Source organism: Ruegeria sp. CDSB029, from assembly GCF_059611125.1.
The window spans coordinates 1-15,074 of record NZ_JBXWOX010000012.1 but is presented as its reverse complement, the minus strand read 5'-3'; the positions used below and the strand labels follow the sequence as shown (position 1 = coordinate 15,074).

Below are 15,074 nucleotides of genomic sequence, written 5' to 3'. Positions count from 1 at the left end.
AAGCCCCCAACTCCAAAGACAGACGTAGCACAACAAACCCGGATGAGTCTGCAAAGTTTGAATATTTTAATGTATATGCACACCCAATTGCCCGCGTGACGGGCAATTGGGTCTTTGGAGTTAGGTCTCGGCCTCTAGCCCGTCCGTGGACAGATCGTCCAGTTTCGGCATCAACCGCAGCAGCTCGCTTGCATATTCGGTCTGCGGATTGGCGAAGAGTTCGTTGGTTTCTTGAAGTTCAACCACCTTGCCCTGCTTCATCACGGCCACCCGATCACACATCTGACGCACCACCGGCAGGTCGTGGCTGATAAATAGCAGCGTCAGACCCAGATGTTCCTGCAAATCCTTCAGGATGTTCAGGATTTGCGCCTGAATTGACACGTCCAGGGCGCTGGTCGGTTCGTCACAAATCAGGAACCGCGGCTGCGTTGCCAGCGCGCGGGCAATCGAGATCCGCTGTCGCTGTCCGCCCGAGAATTCGTGCGGGTATTTCAGCCCGGCCTCATGGCCCAGCCCGACCTGATCCAACAGCTCGTCTACGCGGCGCTTGATGTCGGACCCTTCCATCAGCTTGTGATGGCGGATCGGTTCGGCCACAATATCGTCGACCCGCATCCGGGGGTTCAGCGACGAATAAGGGTCCTGGAAGATCATCTGGATGTTCTTGCGATAGGCATCCAACGCGGCCCTGTTGGTCAGATCACTAACCAACTGCCCCTCAAAGGTGATCGTACCGCCATCAACCGGGTACAACCCCGCGATCATCCGCGCGATGGTAGACTTGCCAGAGCCGGATTCACCCACCACCCCGAATACCTCACCCGCACGAATGTCGAAGCTTACGTCGTCAACGGCGGTGAAATAAGTGCGGTCCCACGGCAGCAGGCCTTTGCGCTGCAGGAACTTCTTGGTCAGATTGCGAATCTCGAACACCGGTTTGCTGGTGTCGTTGTCCACCTTGGGCCAGTGCCGGGCCATATCCTCGATGGCAAAACGGGTCTCACGCCCACCATAACTGATCTGCGGAAAGCGGTGCAGTTTCAGGGTCGGGCGCGGAACAGCGGCGATCAGTGACTTGGTGTATTCGTGCGCGGGCTGACCCATGACCTGAGACGTCGGGCCGGTTTCCACCACCTTGCCCGCATACATGACCGTCACCTTGTCCGTGGTATCCGCGATCACGCCCATGTCGTGAGTGATCAGGATAACGCCAACCTGCCGTTCCAGCGCCAGCTCTTTGATCAGGTCTAGGATCTGCGCCTGAACGGACACGTCCAACGCCGTCGTCGGTTCATCCGCGATAATCACGTCCGGCTCTGTACAAAGCGCTAATGCGATGACCACGCGCTGCCGCATCCCGCCCGAGAACTGGTGCGGATATTGGTCCAACCGCGTGTCCGGGTCAGGAATGCCCACCCGGTCGATCAGATCACGGGCACGCTGGTTCGCCTCGGCATCCGTTCCGCCCAGATGGGCCTGGATCGTCTCGGTCAGCTGTTCGCGCACTGTAAACAACGGGTTCAGCGAGGTCAGAGGATCCTGGAAGATCATCGAGATTTTCTTGCCACGCAGGCCGCGCATTGCGACGGCATCCAGACCGCTGATCTGGTCACCGCTCAGCTTGATGGTGCCACTGGCAATCCGGCCGGGCCGGTCCAGCAGACCCATGATGGCCGCTCCGATTGTGGATTTGCCTGCACCGGATTCGCCCACCAGACCGTGGATCTCGCCCGGTTCAACGGACAGGTCCACGTGGTCCACGGCGGTAAACAGTTGGCGGCGCGTCGGGAATTCGACCGTCAGGTCGTTGATCGTCAGAAGGCTCATGTAATCACCGCAGCTTGGGGTTCAGCGCGTCGCGCAGCCAGTCGCCCAGCAGGTTGACAGACAGGGCCAGCGCCAGAAGGGTGCAGGCCGGGAAGAACAGGATCCACCACTCACCCGAGAACAGGAAGCCCTGCCCGATACGGATCAGTGTTCCCAGCGACGGCTGGGTCGGCGGTGCACCCACGCCCAGAAAGCTGAGCGTCGCCTCGGCGATAATCGCCAGCGCCAGCGAAATCGTGGCAATAACCAGAACCGGGCTGAGGACGTTGGGCAGTATATGGCGGAACATGATCGGAATTGGCCCGCGCCCGATCAGACGGGCGGCCTGTACGTATTCCTTGTTCTTTTCCACCAGCGCAGCGCCGCGTACGACCCGCGCAAATTGCACCCAATCAGACAGGGCAATCGCGATGATCAGAACATAAATCGCCATCTCGTTGCGGTATTCGGGGGGCGTAACCCCCTTGGCGATACCAAAGATGAGCATCGCAACCAGAATGGCCGGGAAAGTCAGCTGCACATCGGCAATTCGCATGATGAGCGTTTCGACCCAACCGCCAAAATACGCCGCAACCAGCCCAAGGATGACACCGATGATCAGCGCCAGCATCACCGCTGACACGCCAACAAACAATGAGATGCGCATGCCATATAGAATGGTCGAGAATACGTCGCGTCCCTGATCGTCGGTCCCCAAAAAGAAGGTTTCCTGCGTAAAGGCATTGGGCGTGCCCGGCGGCGTAAAGCCGTTCATCAGGTTCAGCGATGCCGGATCAAACGGATTATAAGGTGCGATGACCGGGGCAAAAACGGCGGCCAGCAAAAGGATCAGCACCACCAGTGAGGCGATCAAGGCAACCGGAGAATGCCGGAAGGACCACGCAAAATCGCTGTCCCAGAACTTGGCAAATCGCGATTTGGTGGGGGCGGTCGGGGTTTCGATGGTATCGGTCATGTGGCCCTCGCGTCGACACGCAGGCGCGGGTCAATGGCATAATAAAGAAGATCGACGATCAGGTTGATCGAAACGAACATGACCGAAATCAACATCAGATAAGCGGCCATGACAGGGATATCGACAAACTGGATCGCGTTGATGAACAGCAGGCCAACGCCAGGCCACTGGAATACGGTCTCGGTGATGATGGCGAACGCGATGATCGAGCCCAGCTGCAGACCGGTGATCGTGATCACGGGAACCATAGTGTTCTTCAGCGCATGGCGGAAGTTGATCACCCGGTCCGACAAACCGCGAGCGCGTGCAAACCGGACATAATCGGCGCGTAACACCTCAAGCATTTCCGACCGGACCAGGCGCATGATCAGGGTCATCTGATACAGACCCAGCGTAATCGCGGGCAGGATCAGCGCCTTGAGACCAGAAGTCGTCAAGAAGCCGGTGGACCAGTTGCCAATCATAACGGTCTCGCCCCTCCCGAAGCTGGGTAAGAGGTCTAACTCAACCGAGAAAATGTAGATCAATAAGATCCCGATCAGGAAGGTGGGTAGGGACACCCCTATCAGGGAAACGGTCATGATGACATTCGCAGCAATCCCTTGTCGTCGGATGGCTGTGAACACGCCCAGCGCAATCCCCATGGTGATTGCCAGAAAGCCGGAAACAAAAGCCAGTTCCAGTGTGGCCGGCGCGCGCTCGGCTATGATGGTCGAGACAGGACGTCCCTGACGATAAGACACACCGAAATTGCCTTGAACGGCATTTTTCAGAAACTTGTAGTACTGAACCGGAAACGGCTGATCCAGCCCCAGTTCAGCCCGCAGCCGGTCGATATCGGCTTGCGTACGCTCCTGACCCAGCATGTTGTCGATCGGATCGCCGACAAACCGGAACATAGAAAATGCGACCAGACCCACGACCAGCAGTACGATCACGGATTGGAGCATCCTTCGGACGATATATGCGAACATTCACTTTCCCCATTGATCCGCTTCTCTATGCACGGGCTGACCAAATGGTCAAGGTATCGCTAACGGGCAGGTATCAAAGCGATCCCAGTTTCTGCGCTATAGGATTTGTATGCAGTGTAAGATGTGGATTGGCGCAACCGTTCCTGTCCGCGCCAATCCCAATATCATGCGCCTTCAGTTCACCGTCACCCAGCGCAGCAAAAAGAAGTTGTCGGGGCGTTGTGTCAACTCGATATTGCTGCGTGTCCCCCAGACCAAAGGCTGCACATACATCGGCACATAGACCTGTTCGTCCTGAATGATCTTGGCTACTTCATCCAACATCGCCTGGCGCTTGGTCTCATCCAGCTCAGACTGGATGGCAGGCAACAGCTCATCTACACGCGCGTTCGAGAACCCACCGAAATTCCAGCTGCCCAGCTTTTTCTCTTCGTTCGGGGTCGCGACAAGGAACCGAACGGGGTGTTCGGCATCAAATGTGCCCGGGCTCCAGCCCAGCAGGTACATGTCATAGTTATCCTCGCGCAGCTCGGGCCAGTAATTGCGCACAGGCATCGCCTCCAGCTCGGCGGTGATCCCGATCTGGGCCAACATGCTGACAACGGCCTGACAGACAGCCTCGTCATTCAGATAGCGGTCATTGGGGCATTTCAGCCCGAATGAGAACCCGTCGGCATATCCTGCCTCGGCCAAAAGCGCCTTTGCACCTTCGAGATCAAAAGCGGGACGTTCGGCATGGGCCGATGAATAGCCGCTCATGGCTGGGCTCACCAATTGCGATGCCGCCTCGGCATTACCGCGCATGATGGTGGCCAGAATGGCATCCACATTCACGGCCTGCGCTACCGCCTTGCGCACACGTGGATCGCGGAACGGGTTGGGCTTGCCTTCATCGTCTGTGTATTTCAGCGTCTCGGCTTCATGATCAAAGCCCAGCATGATTACGCGGGCCTCGATCCCCTTGATGACTTCGACCTCACTGTCTTCTTGCAGGCGCGCGACGTCCTGAATAGGCACTGGATTGATCATATCAACGTCGCCCGACAACAGCGCCGCAACAGCGGTGGCCGGGTTCTGGATCGGGTTAAACTCGGCGCGGGTGATATTGTGTTCGACGTCTCCCCACCAGCCCTCGTGAGGCTCCAGTACGGTTTTCAGACCCGGCTCACGCTCGGTGACCTTGAATGCACCGGTGCCATTGGCATTGATCGTCGCATAATTGCCGGTCTCTTTGTCTGGGACGGCGGCATCATTCGCCTCGGTCCAGCCTTGATCCATGATCATCCAGTTGGCAATCGAAGACGGGAACAACGGGTTCGGCGCGGTCGTCATGATATCGACAGTATAATCGTCGACCACGATCACCTCACTGACCGGCGCAAACCAGCTGCGGGTATCTGCGGCCTCGCCCGAGGCACGCTGATAGCTGAACAGAACGTCCTGCGCATCAAAGGTACTGCCGTCGTGGAAGGTCACGCCCTCGCGCAGCTTGAAGCGCCAGCCGTCGCCTTCGCCAATCGGCTCCCAGCTGACAGCTAGGGCGGGCTGAACGCTCATGTCCTTGTCGCGGCGGACCAGTCCTTCGTAGACGTTGTTAAGAAATCCCAGAACCGGAGCCGAATTGACCGCGTGCGGGTCCATTGTTTGCGGGTCCGTGGTGGAGGCCCATTTGAAATCTGCAGCTTGAACACTGGTGGCAGCCAGCATTGCAATGCCAATGGCGCTGTTCCTGAGGATCATTGTTATGTCTCCCTGTTTCTGGGGTCGAGTTTTCTTGGTTTTTGCCGCATGCGCAAGGAAATCTCAGATCGCAACAAAAAACAGGGCGCGAAAATCGCGCCCTGTCTGATCGTCAAAGGTTTTGACTTACTTAATGGTGAAGTATTTGACCTTGGGCTGGTCTTCGGCATCCACTTCGATGCCGACACCGTCAGCCATACCCCAGTTCAGAACCTGGTGATGAATGGGGATGTAAAGCGCTTCGTCCTGCACCACACGCCAGATGTCGGCGATGTCGGCATTACGGGCGTCCAGGTCGGTGTTCGAGGCGAGCGACTTGATCTTCTCGTCCAGAGCGTCGTCCTGATAGCCGGTTCCGTTCCATGTGCCGATGTCGTCTTCGCGACCGTGGACAAGGAAGTTGAAGATGTATTCCGAGTCATATGTCGGAACACCCCAACCCAGCATGTAGAAATCTGTCTTGCCGTCGGTGATCAGCGGGAAGTGCTGGGCCTTGGGCTTTGCGTCCAGATTCACGGTCACGCCGATCTGGCCCAACATCCCAACGGCCGCCTGACAGATCCCTTCATCGTTGATGTATCGATCATTCGGGCAGTCCAACCGGAGCGAGAAGCCATCGGCATAACCTGCCTCTGCCATCAGTTCCTTGGCTTTTTCCAGATTAGTGGCGGATTCGCCGTCCATCGCTTCGGTCCAGCCGTTCACGAATGGCGGTGCGATCATGCCCGCAGGCTGCGATTGGCCGCGCATCACGACCTGCTTGATCGCATCACGGTTGATCGCCATCGACATCGCCTGACGCACACGCACATCGGCCAGAGGATTCTTGCCGTCTACGTTGTCTGCTTCGATATCGTCCGCACCCTGGTTCATGCCAAAGAAGATCACACGGTTCTGTGGGGCTTGCTTGACCATCAGGCCATCGGCACCATTGACGCGGTCAATGTCTTGCACCGGCATATCCTGCAGGAAGTTCACCTCACCCGACAACATCGCCGCGACACGGGTCGCAGCGTTCTGGATCGGGGTATAGACAATCTCGGTCACTTCCATGGGGAACTGGCCGATGCCCCAATAGTTGTCGTTGCGCACCATCACGGTTTTGACGTCAGGCTCGCGGCTTTGAAGGACATAAGGCCCCGTACCGTTGGCATTGGTGGTGGCATAGGTGATCTCGCCGCCTTCGAAATCCTGCACATTGACTGTGTCATTCGCCTCGGCCCAGCCCTTGTCCAGAATGAACAGGTTGGTCAGGTTCGATGGCAGGATCGGGTTCGGACCGTCTGTGACGATCTCGACGGTATAATCGTCAACCGCACGCACTTCGGTGATCGAGCCGATCAGCTCTTTCATGTCGGAATTGGGTTGCTTGGCCCGTTCAAAGCTGAACACCACGTCTTCGGCGTTGAAGTCTGCGCCGTCATGGAATTTCACACCCTCGCGCAGCTTGAAGACCCAGACATTCGGGTCATCAGCCTTGGGACCCCACTCGGTCGCCAGTGCAGGTTCAAACGCGCCTGTTACGTCGCGGATGATCAGCGGCTCGTACATCTGGTGACGTATTGTGTGTGACGGGCCTTCGTTTTGCGAGTGCGGATCCAGCGTCAGCGCGTCACCAGCACGCGCCCATCGCAGCGTTTCCGCCGAAGCGGCACCCGCCATCAATGCGGTCGCACTGGCAGCGATCATCAGGTTCTTCAGGATCATTATAATCTCCCCGTTTTTTCGTTAGTACCGTTCCATGAAACGGCAGACCGGTTTTGCCGGTCTTGGTAGTGCTGATCATCCAGATCATTCTGAAGGTTGCAACACCAGATTGTGAACTATTTGGATTTCTGATCAAATTTGAAAAGCCGACATATCGCGAACGCCTGATTCAGCGCAAAATGACCGAGCGCTGATGCGGATCATCCGGGAAAACGCGCCCGGATTGGACGCATTGAAAAATATGCCGGAACACAAGGCCCGCCTCGCCACCCGGCGAAACCGGACCAAAATATTTGTGGCCGGTAGGCGTGTCATAGGCCGTATTGATATCGTCGCAATCAACCTGAAATATGTTGTGCGGGGTTCGGTCGATGTTCTCTGGCCCGGTATGACCCAACCGGCGAGACGCAACTTTGTTCTTGAGGTTCGCAGCCTTACTGGCCCGCAACGCCAGATCGTCAGAGGCGAAATAGACAACCACATTCCGCGAAGCATGGCTGACCAGCACACCGGGCTCATTTTCATGCACGGATTCATTAACGACATCTGCAGCGACCATGAAGGTATTGCGAAACAACAGGGGCACGCCCGACGCCAGATCGTACCGATCCCATTCTATCAGCGTTTGGCGCAAAACCCGATTGCCCATCGAATGCGCCAGAAGGTTGATCCGTTTCAGACAGGGGGCGATTTCGGGCTCGTTATCCTCACTGTTGCGCCATTCCAGAAATCGCTCCAGCACCCGCGCAAAGGAAAACCCGCTTTGGTCCGCGGATTTCTGGTCATCCCAGTATTTCTGAACGATCCCTTGCTTGGCGTCGCTGGGCCAGATCAGGGGTAACACCATCACTTCACTGGGTTTGGCCTGATCGCACAGACGCTGAAGCTCAGCCGTGGTTTCGAACACATCCTCCGGCAGGTTGTTGAACCCGTGAAGATACAGCAGGATCTGGCGGCAATTGTTGTCACGCACACGCCGCAGCAGCTCTTTACTGGTGATTTCGGTGTGATGCTCATCTTCGCCCTTTTCACAGTAAAACACCGAGTTTGAAGGCGCGTTATTGTCCAGATCAAAGGTAAAACGGCGTCCTTTACGGGTGCGAATACTCTGGGTCGGAAATCTGTTCGTGATAAAAAGCATGAAACCCCCTCTTTTTCAGGATGGAATCAGCCTAACAAGAGAAGAGACGCTTTGATCATCCTGAATCTCCTAAATCAAGTGTTGGCTGACCGTTATCATACCAGCTTCAACCTGAGAATGCCGAATTCCAGAAAATCATCCATATTATTATCATTACCACTAAATTGTTTTTTTTCAGTATCTTGATTGATTTCATCTCATTTGGAGTCATGGAACTGACTTGGCTTGAAGCGCCTCAGATCAGAACGAACGCCTTAGATGGCCAGCATTTGGTTCGGACCTGCATCCAACGGATCGGAACCTCGAATAATTTCGTAACGATGGGGTTTTCGGCACACACACCCGCATTTACAATCGGCAAGCAATAAAGCAGGTGAAGTACACACCGGTTTGCGAGTATGAGGGCAAAGGAATGAAGATTGCAGTTGTAGGTCTTGGATATGTGGGATTGTCCAATGCGGTGCTATTGGCTCAAAACCACGATGTCACTGCAATCGACATTTCAAAAGAGCGGGTTGAAATGGTCAATTCCGGCCAGTGCCCCATCGTTGATGCCGAACTGGAAGACTTTCTTGCAAACCGAGCCCTTTCGATCAGGGCAACCACAGAACCGGCCTTCGAAGACGCCGAGTTTGTGATCGTGGCGACCCCGACGAATTATGATGCCAAATCCAACTACTTCGACACCTCAAGCGTCGAAGCCGTTGCCCGGCAAGTGAACGCGATCAACCCCAAGGCCACGATCATCATCAAATCGACGATCCCAGTGGGGTATATTCAGGCGCTGCGCGCCGATCTGGACAGCGACAATTTCATTTTCTCACCGGAGTTCCTGCGTGAAGGGCGAGCGCTTTATGACAACCTCCACCCGTCCCGCGTGATCGTCGGCGAACGTTCGGACCGGGCGCGGGTGTTTGCCGAGCTTTTGCTGGAAGGTGCCGTGACCAAAGATGTGGACGTCCTGTTCACCGACCCGGATGAGGCCGAGGCGATCAAGCTGTTTTCCAACACCTACCTCGCCATGCGAGTGGCCTTTTTCAACGAGCTCGACAGTTACGCAATGGCTGGTGGCATGAACACCCGCCAGATCATCGAAGGCGTTTCACTGGATCCGCGCATTGGTGGCCATTACAACAACCCTTCCTTCGGGTATGGAGGCTATTGCCTGCCAAAAGACACCAAACAGCTTTTGGCCAACTACAACCATGTTCCGCAAAACCTCATTCGCGCCATCGTGGACGCAAATCGGACGCGAAAGGATTTTTTGGCCGATCAGATTCTGATGCGAGGCCCGCGCGTCGTTGGTATTCACCGGTTGGTCATGAAAGTGGGCAGCGACAATTTCCGTCAGTCCTCGATCCAAGGGATCATGAAGCGACTGAAAGCCAAGGGAGTCAAGGTCATTGTTTATGAACCGGCGCTGGAGGGGGAGGAGTTTTTCCGGTCTCGTGTCGTGCGGGATCTCGAAGCCTTTAAGTCCGAAGCCGATTTGATCGTTGCCAACCGGCACAGCCCCGAACTTGAGGATGTCGCGGGCAAGGTGTTTACCCGGGATTTGTTTGGCGCAGACTAAACGGTTGTCACTGGCTGCGCGCCTTCGAACCTTGACTTGATTGACCTGCGTTTAGGCCAATACCATCGCATGGATACCGGACGCTGTAGTTCCGGTTGCATGTACACGCGTTGTCCCCACCGGCAGGATCGAAAAGTCCGACACCTGAACTGTACGGGTTTCGCCCCGAACGGTGGTCAGAACAATCGCTCCGCCGAATTCGACGTAGAGACCGATTGCTACATCGGCCAGATCCGAATTGTCCGAAGCGACAACGGGAACAATGTCACGCGCAGGGCCGGACAGGCTGGAGGCTCGGTTGCTGAATGGGTTGGTCATCTTGATTCATGTCTCGCTGTCTGTGTCAGTCAGCGGCACGTTAGGATTATCAGTTTAACGATCCGCCAGCGCACCGCGCGTTGCGCCGTCAGACCCCCCCCCCCGCGCAAAGAAAAATTGCGCGGCGGAGTACTTGATCCTTGCCGCGCAGTTTTGAATGAACATTACACTGAAACTTCAGGCGCGGTTCAGCCTTTGGCCCCCTGCCCCCGCGCGTATTTGTCTTCGTAGCGCACAATATCATCCTCACCCAGATATGTGCCGGTCTGCACTTCAATCAGGACCATCGGAACCTTTCCCGGATTCTCCATCCGGTGCGTGGCCCCGAGAGGGATATAGACAGACTGGTTTTCGGTCACCAATTGCTCACGATCATCGATTGTCACACGGGCGGTACCCTCGACAACAATCCAGTGTTCGGAACGGTGGAAATGGCATTGCAGGCTCAGCGATGCACCAGGGTGCACATGGATACGCTTCACCTGAAACCGCTCGCCAACCACCAGGCTTTCGAACCACCCCCACGGGCGGTGGTCCTTTGGGAATTCCGTCGCCTGGGGCGCGTTTTTTTCCTTAAGCGCGCTCACCGCCTTTTTGACGTCTTGCGCCCGCGATGCATCGGCAACCAAAACCGCATCATTCATCGCGACAGCGATGATATTGTCCAGTCCGATACCCACGATTTCCAGCTGCTCGCTATCCGACCGCAAAAGGGTGTTGTGGCAATCAATCGCTGTTGCGCCCCCGCTGGTCACCACGCCTTGTGCGTCAGGGCCGCTTTCGCGCCATACGGCGTCCCAGCCGCCCAGGTCCGACCATGCAGCGCCGAAAGGCACGACCGACAAGTTTGTTGCTTTTTCCATTACGGCATAGTCGATCGAAATGTCTTCGGCCTGCGCCCAGCTTTCAGGGTTGAGGCGCAGGAACCCCAGGTCCGGCGTTGCTGTTTCAACCGCTTCCTTCACCGGTTTTATCAGATCGGGCGCATGGGCCTGGAAGGCTGCGATGATATCTGCCGCACGAAACAGGAAAATGCCCGCGTTCCATTTGTAATTCCCGGCCTCCAGCATTTCGGTCGCACGGGCCAAGTTCGGCTTTTCGACGAATTTCTTCAACGGAACAGGCGCTCCGTCACCGCCCGAACCCGCGGCCAGCTCAAGATATCCATACGCCGTTTCCGCATGTGTCGGAGTAATGCCAAACGTCACCAGTTTGCCTTGTGCAACCGCCTCCAGACCACGGGCAACAGCAGCCTGAAATTCAGCAGCATCCGGTACAACGTGATCGGAAGGGGCAACCAGCAATACAGCGGCCTCATCCTTGGCATAAGCATACAGTGCCGCCGCAAGAACCACTGGCGCTGTGTTGCGACCCTCAGGTTCGATCATGATTGTTCCGGGATCAATGCCGATGGCCTGCAGCTGTTCCGCAACAATGAACCGAAAGTCCGAGTTGGTCAGAACCACCGGCGATTCAAATTCCAATTCCGCGTTTGTTCCGGACAACCGGCGGGCAGACGCCTGAAACAGAGTCTCTTCGCCGACCAATGGAACGAATTGCTTCGGGTAGCTCTTTCGGGACAAAGGCCAGAGGCGCGTGCCGGAGCCTCCACAAAGAAGGACAGGACAGATCAACATAAAAAGCTCTATGATTTAACGCGGTTCCTAATTTTCCTATTGAAACCGTCATGACCTGACAAGGCCCGGCTTGGTTTGACCGAAAAAAAGGATGCCTCGCGCCACGAACGCCGGTGAGGGTCCGAAACTGCGCACCTTTTTAATTTCCTTGTGTTTTCAACAGTGTATTTGCGTTAAACCCGCTAAGAGCCGGCACTGATGAATGTTGGCTCACCACCGTCCAGGCAGACCGCGCTTAATACGCCGGTGGCAAAGGCTCCGGTATCCACGGCAATCCGTCCACGCCGGACTGTAGGTTGATCGACAATTGTGTGTCCGTAAACAACCCACACTCCGTCCCGCCTGTCGGTTGTCCGAAATTCTGGGTCGCCCCATATCAGGGTTTTTTCGGGTTGCTGATCGGCGGGCGTATTCGGATTTGCACCAGCATGCGTCACAAGAACGTTTCCGGAATAGTCAAAGGCCCTTAGTTCCGATACCCATTGGACCAGCTCTGGTCCCATTTCCGCCAACAGATTGTCACGGCAGGCGACCAGCTCGGCAGCGGCCATTTCGGCGCGCACGTTCCGCACATCAAATGAAGCCAGCGTCTGCAGGCCGCCATAACGCAGCCAGCGCGGGCCATGTTGTTCAGGGTCACGCAGGAAATTCAACATCATGTCTTCATGGTTTCCCTTCAGACAGATGAATTCCGGGCGGTTTTGGATCAGACGCAGAACGTCAGCACTGTTTTCGCCGCGATCGACATAATCTCCGACAAGGATGACCCGATGATCCCTTGGGATCTTAGGTAACAGATTCTGCAACTGTCTTACGCAACCATGCACATCACCAATGACACAGGTTGGCCTGTCCGGCATCGGAGCGGCAAAGACCGCGCGTCGCCCGAAACGTTGAATCAGAGATGACAGCACGTTAGGGGGGCCTCCTAGGTGGCTACTGCGACCGGCTAGCACTGAATTCAAGAGCCGGTGGTCAAGACCCAAGGCGTCTAACATTTGCGCGCAGGTCTAAGCAAGCTTCATTCAGGCGGTCCGGCAGGCAGGAATTCCCATTCTGATGATCTCGGTGCCTTTTATCCTGAAAACGCCGTTGATGCGCTTACGCCCTTTTTCCATGAACCACGTCCTGAGCGGTTCTGGATAGTACGCCGCCATGACCTGACTGAAATAGTCAAAGTCTTCTGGAGCAAGCCGCCGACCACTGCGCGAAGGTCCATGGAATCCAAATGTCGTGTCAGGGTTCACACAGGTTCCAGGAAGGCCCAGAAACATCGTGCAGGTCGAAAAGCAGACACGTCCCCGAATTTCGACCTGAATGTCGTTTTTTTGCAGGTTTTCGATCTCGATCAAACGGTCATGCAGATATCCGCCTCGGTCGCTGCCAACAACCATCAGCCCGTCAGCTAACGTGGGCGAAGGGACAGAAGTCGCCGAAGTCAGTATTCCTGCAATCAGCGCCGCCACCATAGCTTTGATTCCGCGGTGCGTAGGTTTGCAATTCGCTCTGGCCGGCGCTCGCTGAGGGCGAAAGAGATTCCTTTTATCCAGCATTTCGAAGCCTCCGATTCCAGTTGCGGACCGGATCAGAGGTAAAACTGCGTGGTGCGTTCCCTGTGAGTGGGAAAAGTCAAAATTATGTTTTAAATCAAAATTTTAACTATATTTTTCTTAAACTTTTCTGATTGCCGACCGGCCTATCACCGGAGTTGGTTCAGCTCTGATTCACAAATGCAGTGGGGACTTCGTTCGTATCGGCAAAAGCGGCGCGGCAACTCGAACCCACATTGCACTTGGAGGACATGTTAGCAGAAATTTTCAATCGCGTCCAAAAGCCGGACGGGATGAAATGGGTTTTACCGCCCAAGCGGTGATCAAACGATCCTTCGTCAGCGTTCTCAAATCTCAAAAGCGACGTAAACGGGTCTGAGAAAGATGATCAGCTATAAAGTGGCTTGTTGTTCACCTGGTGGCGTTCCACCAACTTGCGCATAGCCGAATGTGCGAACGACTGTTTTGACTGATGCCGCGCAGCGGCAAAGAGAACTTGTCCAAGGTTTGGTTTGGGCCGACTGCGGAATTTTTTCCATATTGGCGCTACGCGGCAATATGGACCGCCCCCAATGTATAAGGGAGATCATTTCTTACGAGTTAGATTCAACACTTACGCATTGGCGCTCTCCACCCCTAGATGCGCCTATTCCGTAGCCGCAGCTGGTGCAGCTTCATCACCCCCTGCATCCTCGTCGCCTGACCTCATCATGAAGATAGCTAAGGCAAAAACAATCACTGCAGCGATTATTATGTAGTTCCTGTTCATCTCTATTCTCCTAGAACTGTGAGCAGCACTCACGGCGATGTGATACCACAGGTTTAGGCAATGGCGTGCTTGTCGGGTGCCGTGTTGGAAAGCTGCTCGTAGTGTTCGACCGCGGACAAGTACTCTTCCAGCCGCTTACCCTCGTCAGTATCAGGCTCAGAATCCCACAGGTATTCAATCTCCCGGAGCGCAGCACGGTACTCAGTTACGGTGCGAACAATGGTCATGGCATTACCTCAAAGAATAAATCAATGCTTGGACTCATACCTGAAAACGCGCGATTCTGGTAGGTGCTCAGCCAAGGGGTATGTAAAATACAGGTAATTCTCTAGCACGGAGTTCGATTTTCGTAGTTCTCCGATTTCTGTCCAGACTGTGTACCGGGACCTAAAAGAGGCACATGGAGACGTGCCGAACCAACCGGCCTGTTTCCAGATGACTTTGCCATCAGTTTTGTCGGTCCAGCAAATGATACAATAGACGGACGCAATCAACTTGCCCCAATCGCTTGTTCGATAGTCTTAAGCTGGTTGGAAAAGAATGAAAGTGGAGCTTCTGGGCCCCGATAGGACGCTTACGCATAGGTGACGACGGAACACGGGAAACTGAAACCCATGAGGCGGGACAGATCAGGCAGACTCAACACAGCATCATGCTACAACGGAAAACCCGTTTCGACGCCCTGACGATGCCCTACGACGTTGCAGGCTATTCGGCTGGCGAGTTTGAGACGTTAAGCGATTGATCTGGGGGATCAATTGCAGTCTGCCCGGGCTGCGTTGGGATTATCCGACCTTAAAGTTTGGTTGCGGGAGTAGGATTTGAACCTACGACCTTCAGGTTATGAGCCTGACGAGCTACCGGGCTGCTCCATCCCGCG

The 15,074-nt window shown here is 55.4% G+C and carries 12 protein-coding genes and 1 tRNA gene; 1 reads left to right on the top strand and 12 read right to left on the bottom strand.

Translation table 11 applies throughout. The features are described from left to right. Window positions 1-120: 120 nt before the first annotated feature. From AC2FI8_RS14770 to AC2FI8_RS14745, 6 genes are all read right to left on the bottom strand, one after another. The gene (locus AC2FI8_RS14770; protein ID WP_496779847.1) at window positions 121-1,830 is read right to left on the bottom strand and encodes an ABC transporter ATP-binding protein; all 1,710 of its coding nucleotides are present in this window, start codon (window positions 1,828-1,830) and stop codon (window positions 121-123) included. 4 nt (window positions 1,831-1,834) lie between these two features. Beyond that, window positions 1,835-2,785, bottom strand: coding sequence for an ABC transporter permease (locus tag AC2FI8_RS14765; protein ID WP_058273051.1), 951 nt, complete (start codon window positions 2,783-2,785; stop codon window positions 1,835-1,837). Next, window positions 2,782-3,759, bottom strand: coding sequence for an ABC transporter permease (locus tag AC2FI8_RS14760; RefSeq protein WP_058273052.1), 978 nt, complete (start codon window positions 3,757-3,759; stop codon window positions 2,782-2,784). The genes AC2FI8_RS14765 and AC2FI8_RS14760 overlap by 4 nt, the downstream gene beginning before the upstream one ends. Window positions 3,760-3,933: 174 nt before the next feature. Then, a complete protein-coding gene (locus AC2FI8_RS14755) occupies window positions 3,934-5,499 on the bottom strand; it encodes an ABC transporter substrate-binding protein (RefSeq protein ID WP_496779845.1) in 1,566 nt (521 codons plus the stop codon). Window positions 5,500-5,625: 126 nt separating this feature from the next. Further along, entirely contained in the window at window positions 5,626-7,206 is a 1,581-nt protein-coding gene (locus tag AC2FI8_RS14750) for an ABC transporter substrate-binding protein (RefSeq protein WP_496779842.1), read from the bottom strand. Between the two features lie 169 nt (window positions 7,207-7,375). Continuing rightward, window positions 7,376-8,347 (bottom strand): alpha/beta hydrolase, encoded by a 972-nt coding sequence (locus AC2FI8_RS14745; RefSeq protein WP_496769531.1) that lies wholly within the window; start codon window positions 8,345-8,347, stop codon window positions 7,376-7,378. 412 nt (window positions 8,348-8,759) lie between these two features. Between AC2FI8_RS14745 and AC2FI8_RS14740 the strand changes: the two genes are divergently transcribed. Continuing rightward, entirely contained in the window at window positions 8,760-9,920 is a 1,161-nt protein-coding gene (locus AC2FI8_RS14740) for a nucleotide sugar dehydrogenase (RefSeq protein ID WP_496779840.1), read from the top strand. Window positions 9,921-9,971: 51 nt separating this feature from the next. Here the strand turns inward: AC2FI8_RS14740 and AC2FI8_RS14735 are convergent, their stop codons facing one another. From AC2FI8_RS14735 to AC2FI8_RS14710, 6 genes are all read right to left on the bottom strand, one after another. Then, complete coding sequence (locus tag AC2FI8_RS14735; RefSeq protein ID WP_496769525.1) at window positions 9,972-10,238, bottom strand: spike base protein, RCAP_Rcc01079 family; 267 nt, start codon at window positions 10,236-10,238, stop codon at window positions 9,972-9,974. A gap of 188 nt (window positions 10,239-10,426) precedes the next feature. Next, window positions 10,427-11,875 carry a mannose-1-phosphate guanylyltransferase/mannose-6-phosphate isomerase gene (locus AC2FI8_RS14730; protein WP_496769523.1) on the bottom strand — a complete coding sequence of 483 codons (1,449 nt, stop codon included), beginning with the start codon at window positions 11,873-11,875 and terminating at the stop codon, window positions 10,427-10,429. Between the two features lie 182 nt (window positions 11,876-12,057). Next, complete coding sequence (locus AC2FI8_RS14725) at window positions 12,058-12,789, bottom strand: metallophosphoesterase family protein (protein ID WP_496779838.1); 732 nt, start codon at window positions 12,787-12,789, stop codon at window positions 12,058-12,060. Window positions 12,790-12,900: 111 nt separating this feature from the next. Next, window positions 12,901-13,344 (bottom strand): hypothetical protein, encoded by a 444-nt coding sequence (locus AC2FI8_RS14720; protein ID WP_496779836.1) that lies wholly within the window; start codon window positions 13,342-13,344, stop codon window positions 12,901-12,903. 903 nt (window positions 13,345-14,247) lie between these two features. Then, window positions 14,248-14,421: a hypothetical protein gene (locus tag AC2FI8_RS14715; RefSeq protein ID WP_496779834.1), complete on the bottom strand. Its 174-nt coding sequence runs from the start codon at window positions 14,419-14,421 to the stop codon at window positions 14,248-14,250. A 576-nt stretch (window positions 14,422-14,997) separates the two neighbouring features. After that, window positions 14,998-15,074 (bottom strand) — tRNA-Met (locus AC2FI8_RS14710).

Coding starts and splice junctions, on each gene's coding strand:
- AC2FI8_RS14770 (WP_496779847.1), bottom strand. CDS start 1,830: ATGAGCCTTCTGACGATCAACGACCTGACGGTCGAATTCCCGACGCGC.
- AC2FI8_RS14745 (WP_496769531.1), bottom strand. CDS start 8,347: ATGCTTTTTATCACGAACAGATTTCCGACCCAGAGTATTCGCACCCGT.
- AC2FI8_RS14720 (WP_496779836.1), bottom strand. CDS start 13,344: ATGGTGGCGGCGCTGATTGCAGGAATACTGACTTCGGCGACTTCTGTC.
- AC2FI8_RS14730 (WP_496769523.1), bottom strand. CDS start 11,875: ATGTTGATCTGTCCTGTCCTTCTTTGTGGAGGCTCCGGCACGCGCCTC.
- AC2FI8_RS14765 (WP_058273051.1), bottom strand. CDS start 2,785: ATGACCGATACCATCGAAACCCCGACCGCCCCCACCAAATCGCGATTT.
- AC2FI8_RS14715 (WP_496779834.1), bottom strand. CDS start 14,421: ATGACCATTGTTCGCACCGTAACTGAGTACCGTGCTGCGCTCCGGGAG.
- AC2FI8_RS14760 (WP_058273052.1), bottom strand. CDS start 3,759: ATGTTCGCATATATCGTCCGAAGGATGCTCCAATCCGTGATCGTACTG.
- AC2FI8_RS14735 (WP_496769525.1), bottom strand. CDS start 10,238: ATGACCAACCCATTCAGCAACCGAGCCTCCAGCCTGTCCGGCCCTGCG.
- AC2FI8_RS14755 (WP_496779845.1), bottom strand. CDS start 5,499: ATGATCCTCAGGAACAGCGCCATTGGCATTGCAATGCTGGCTGCCACC.
- AC2FI8_RS14750 (WP_496779842.1), bottom strand. CDS start 7,206: ATGATCCTGAAGAACCTGATGATCGCTGCCAGTGCGACCGCATTGATG.
- AC2FI8_RS14740 (WP_496779840.1), top strand. CDS start 8,760: ATGAAGATTGCAGTTGTAGGTCTTGGATATGTGGGATTGTCCAATGCG.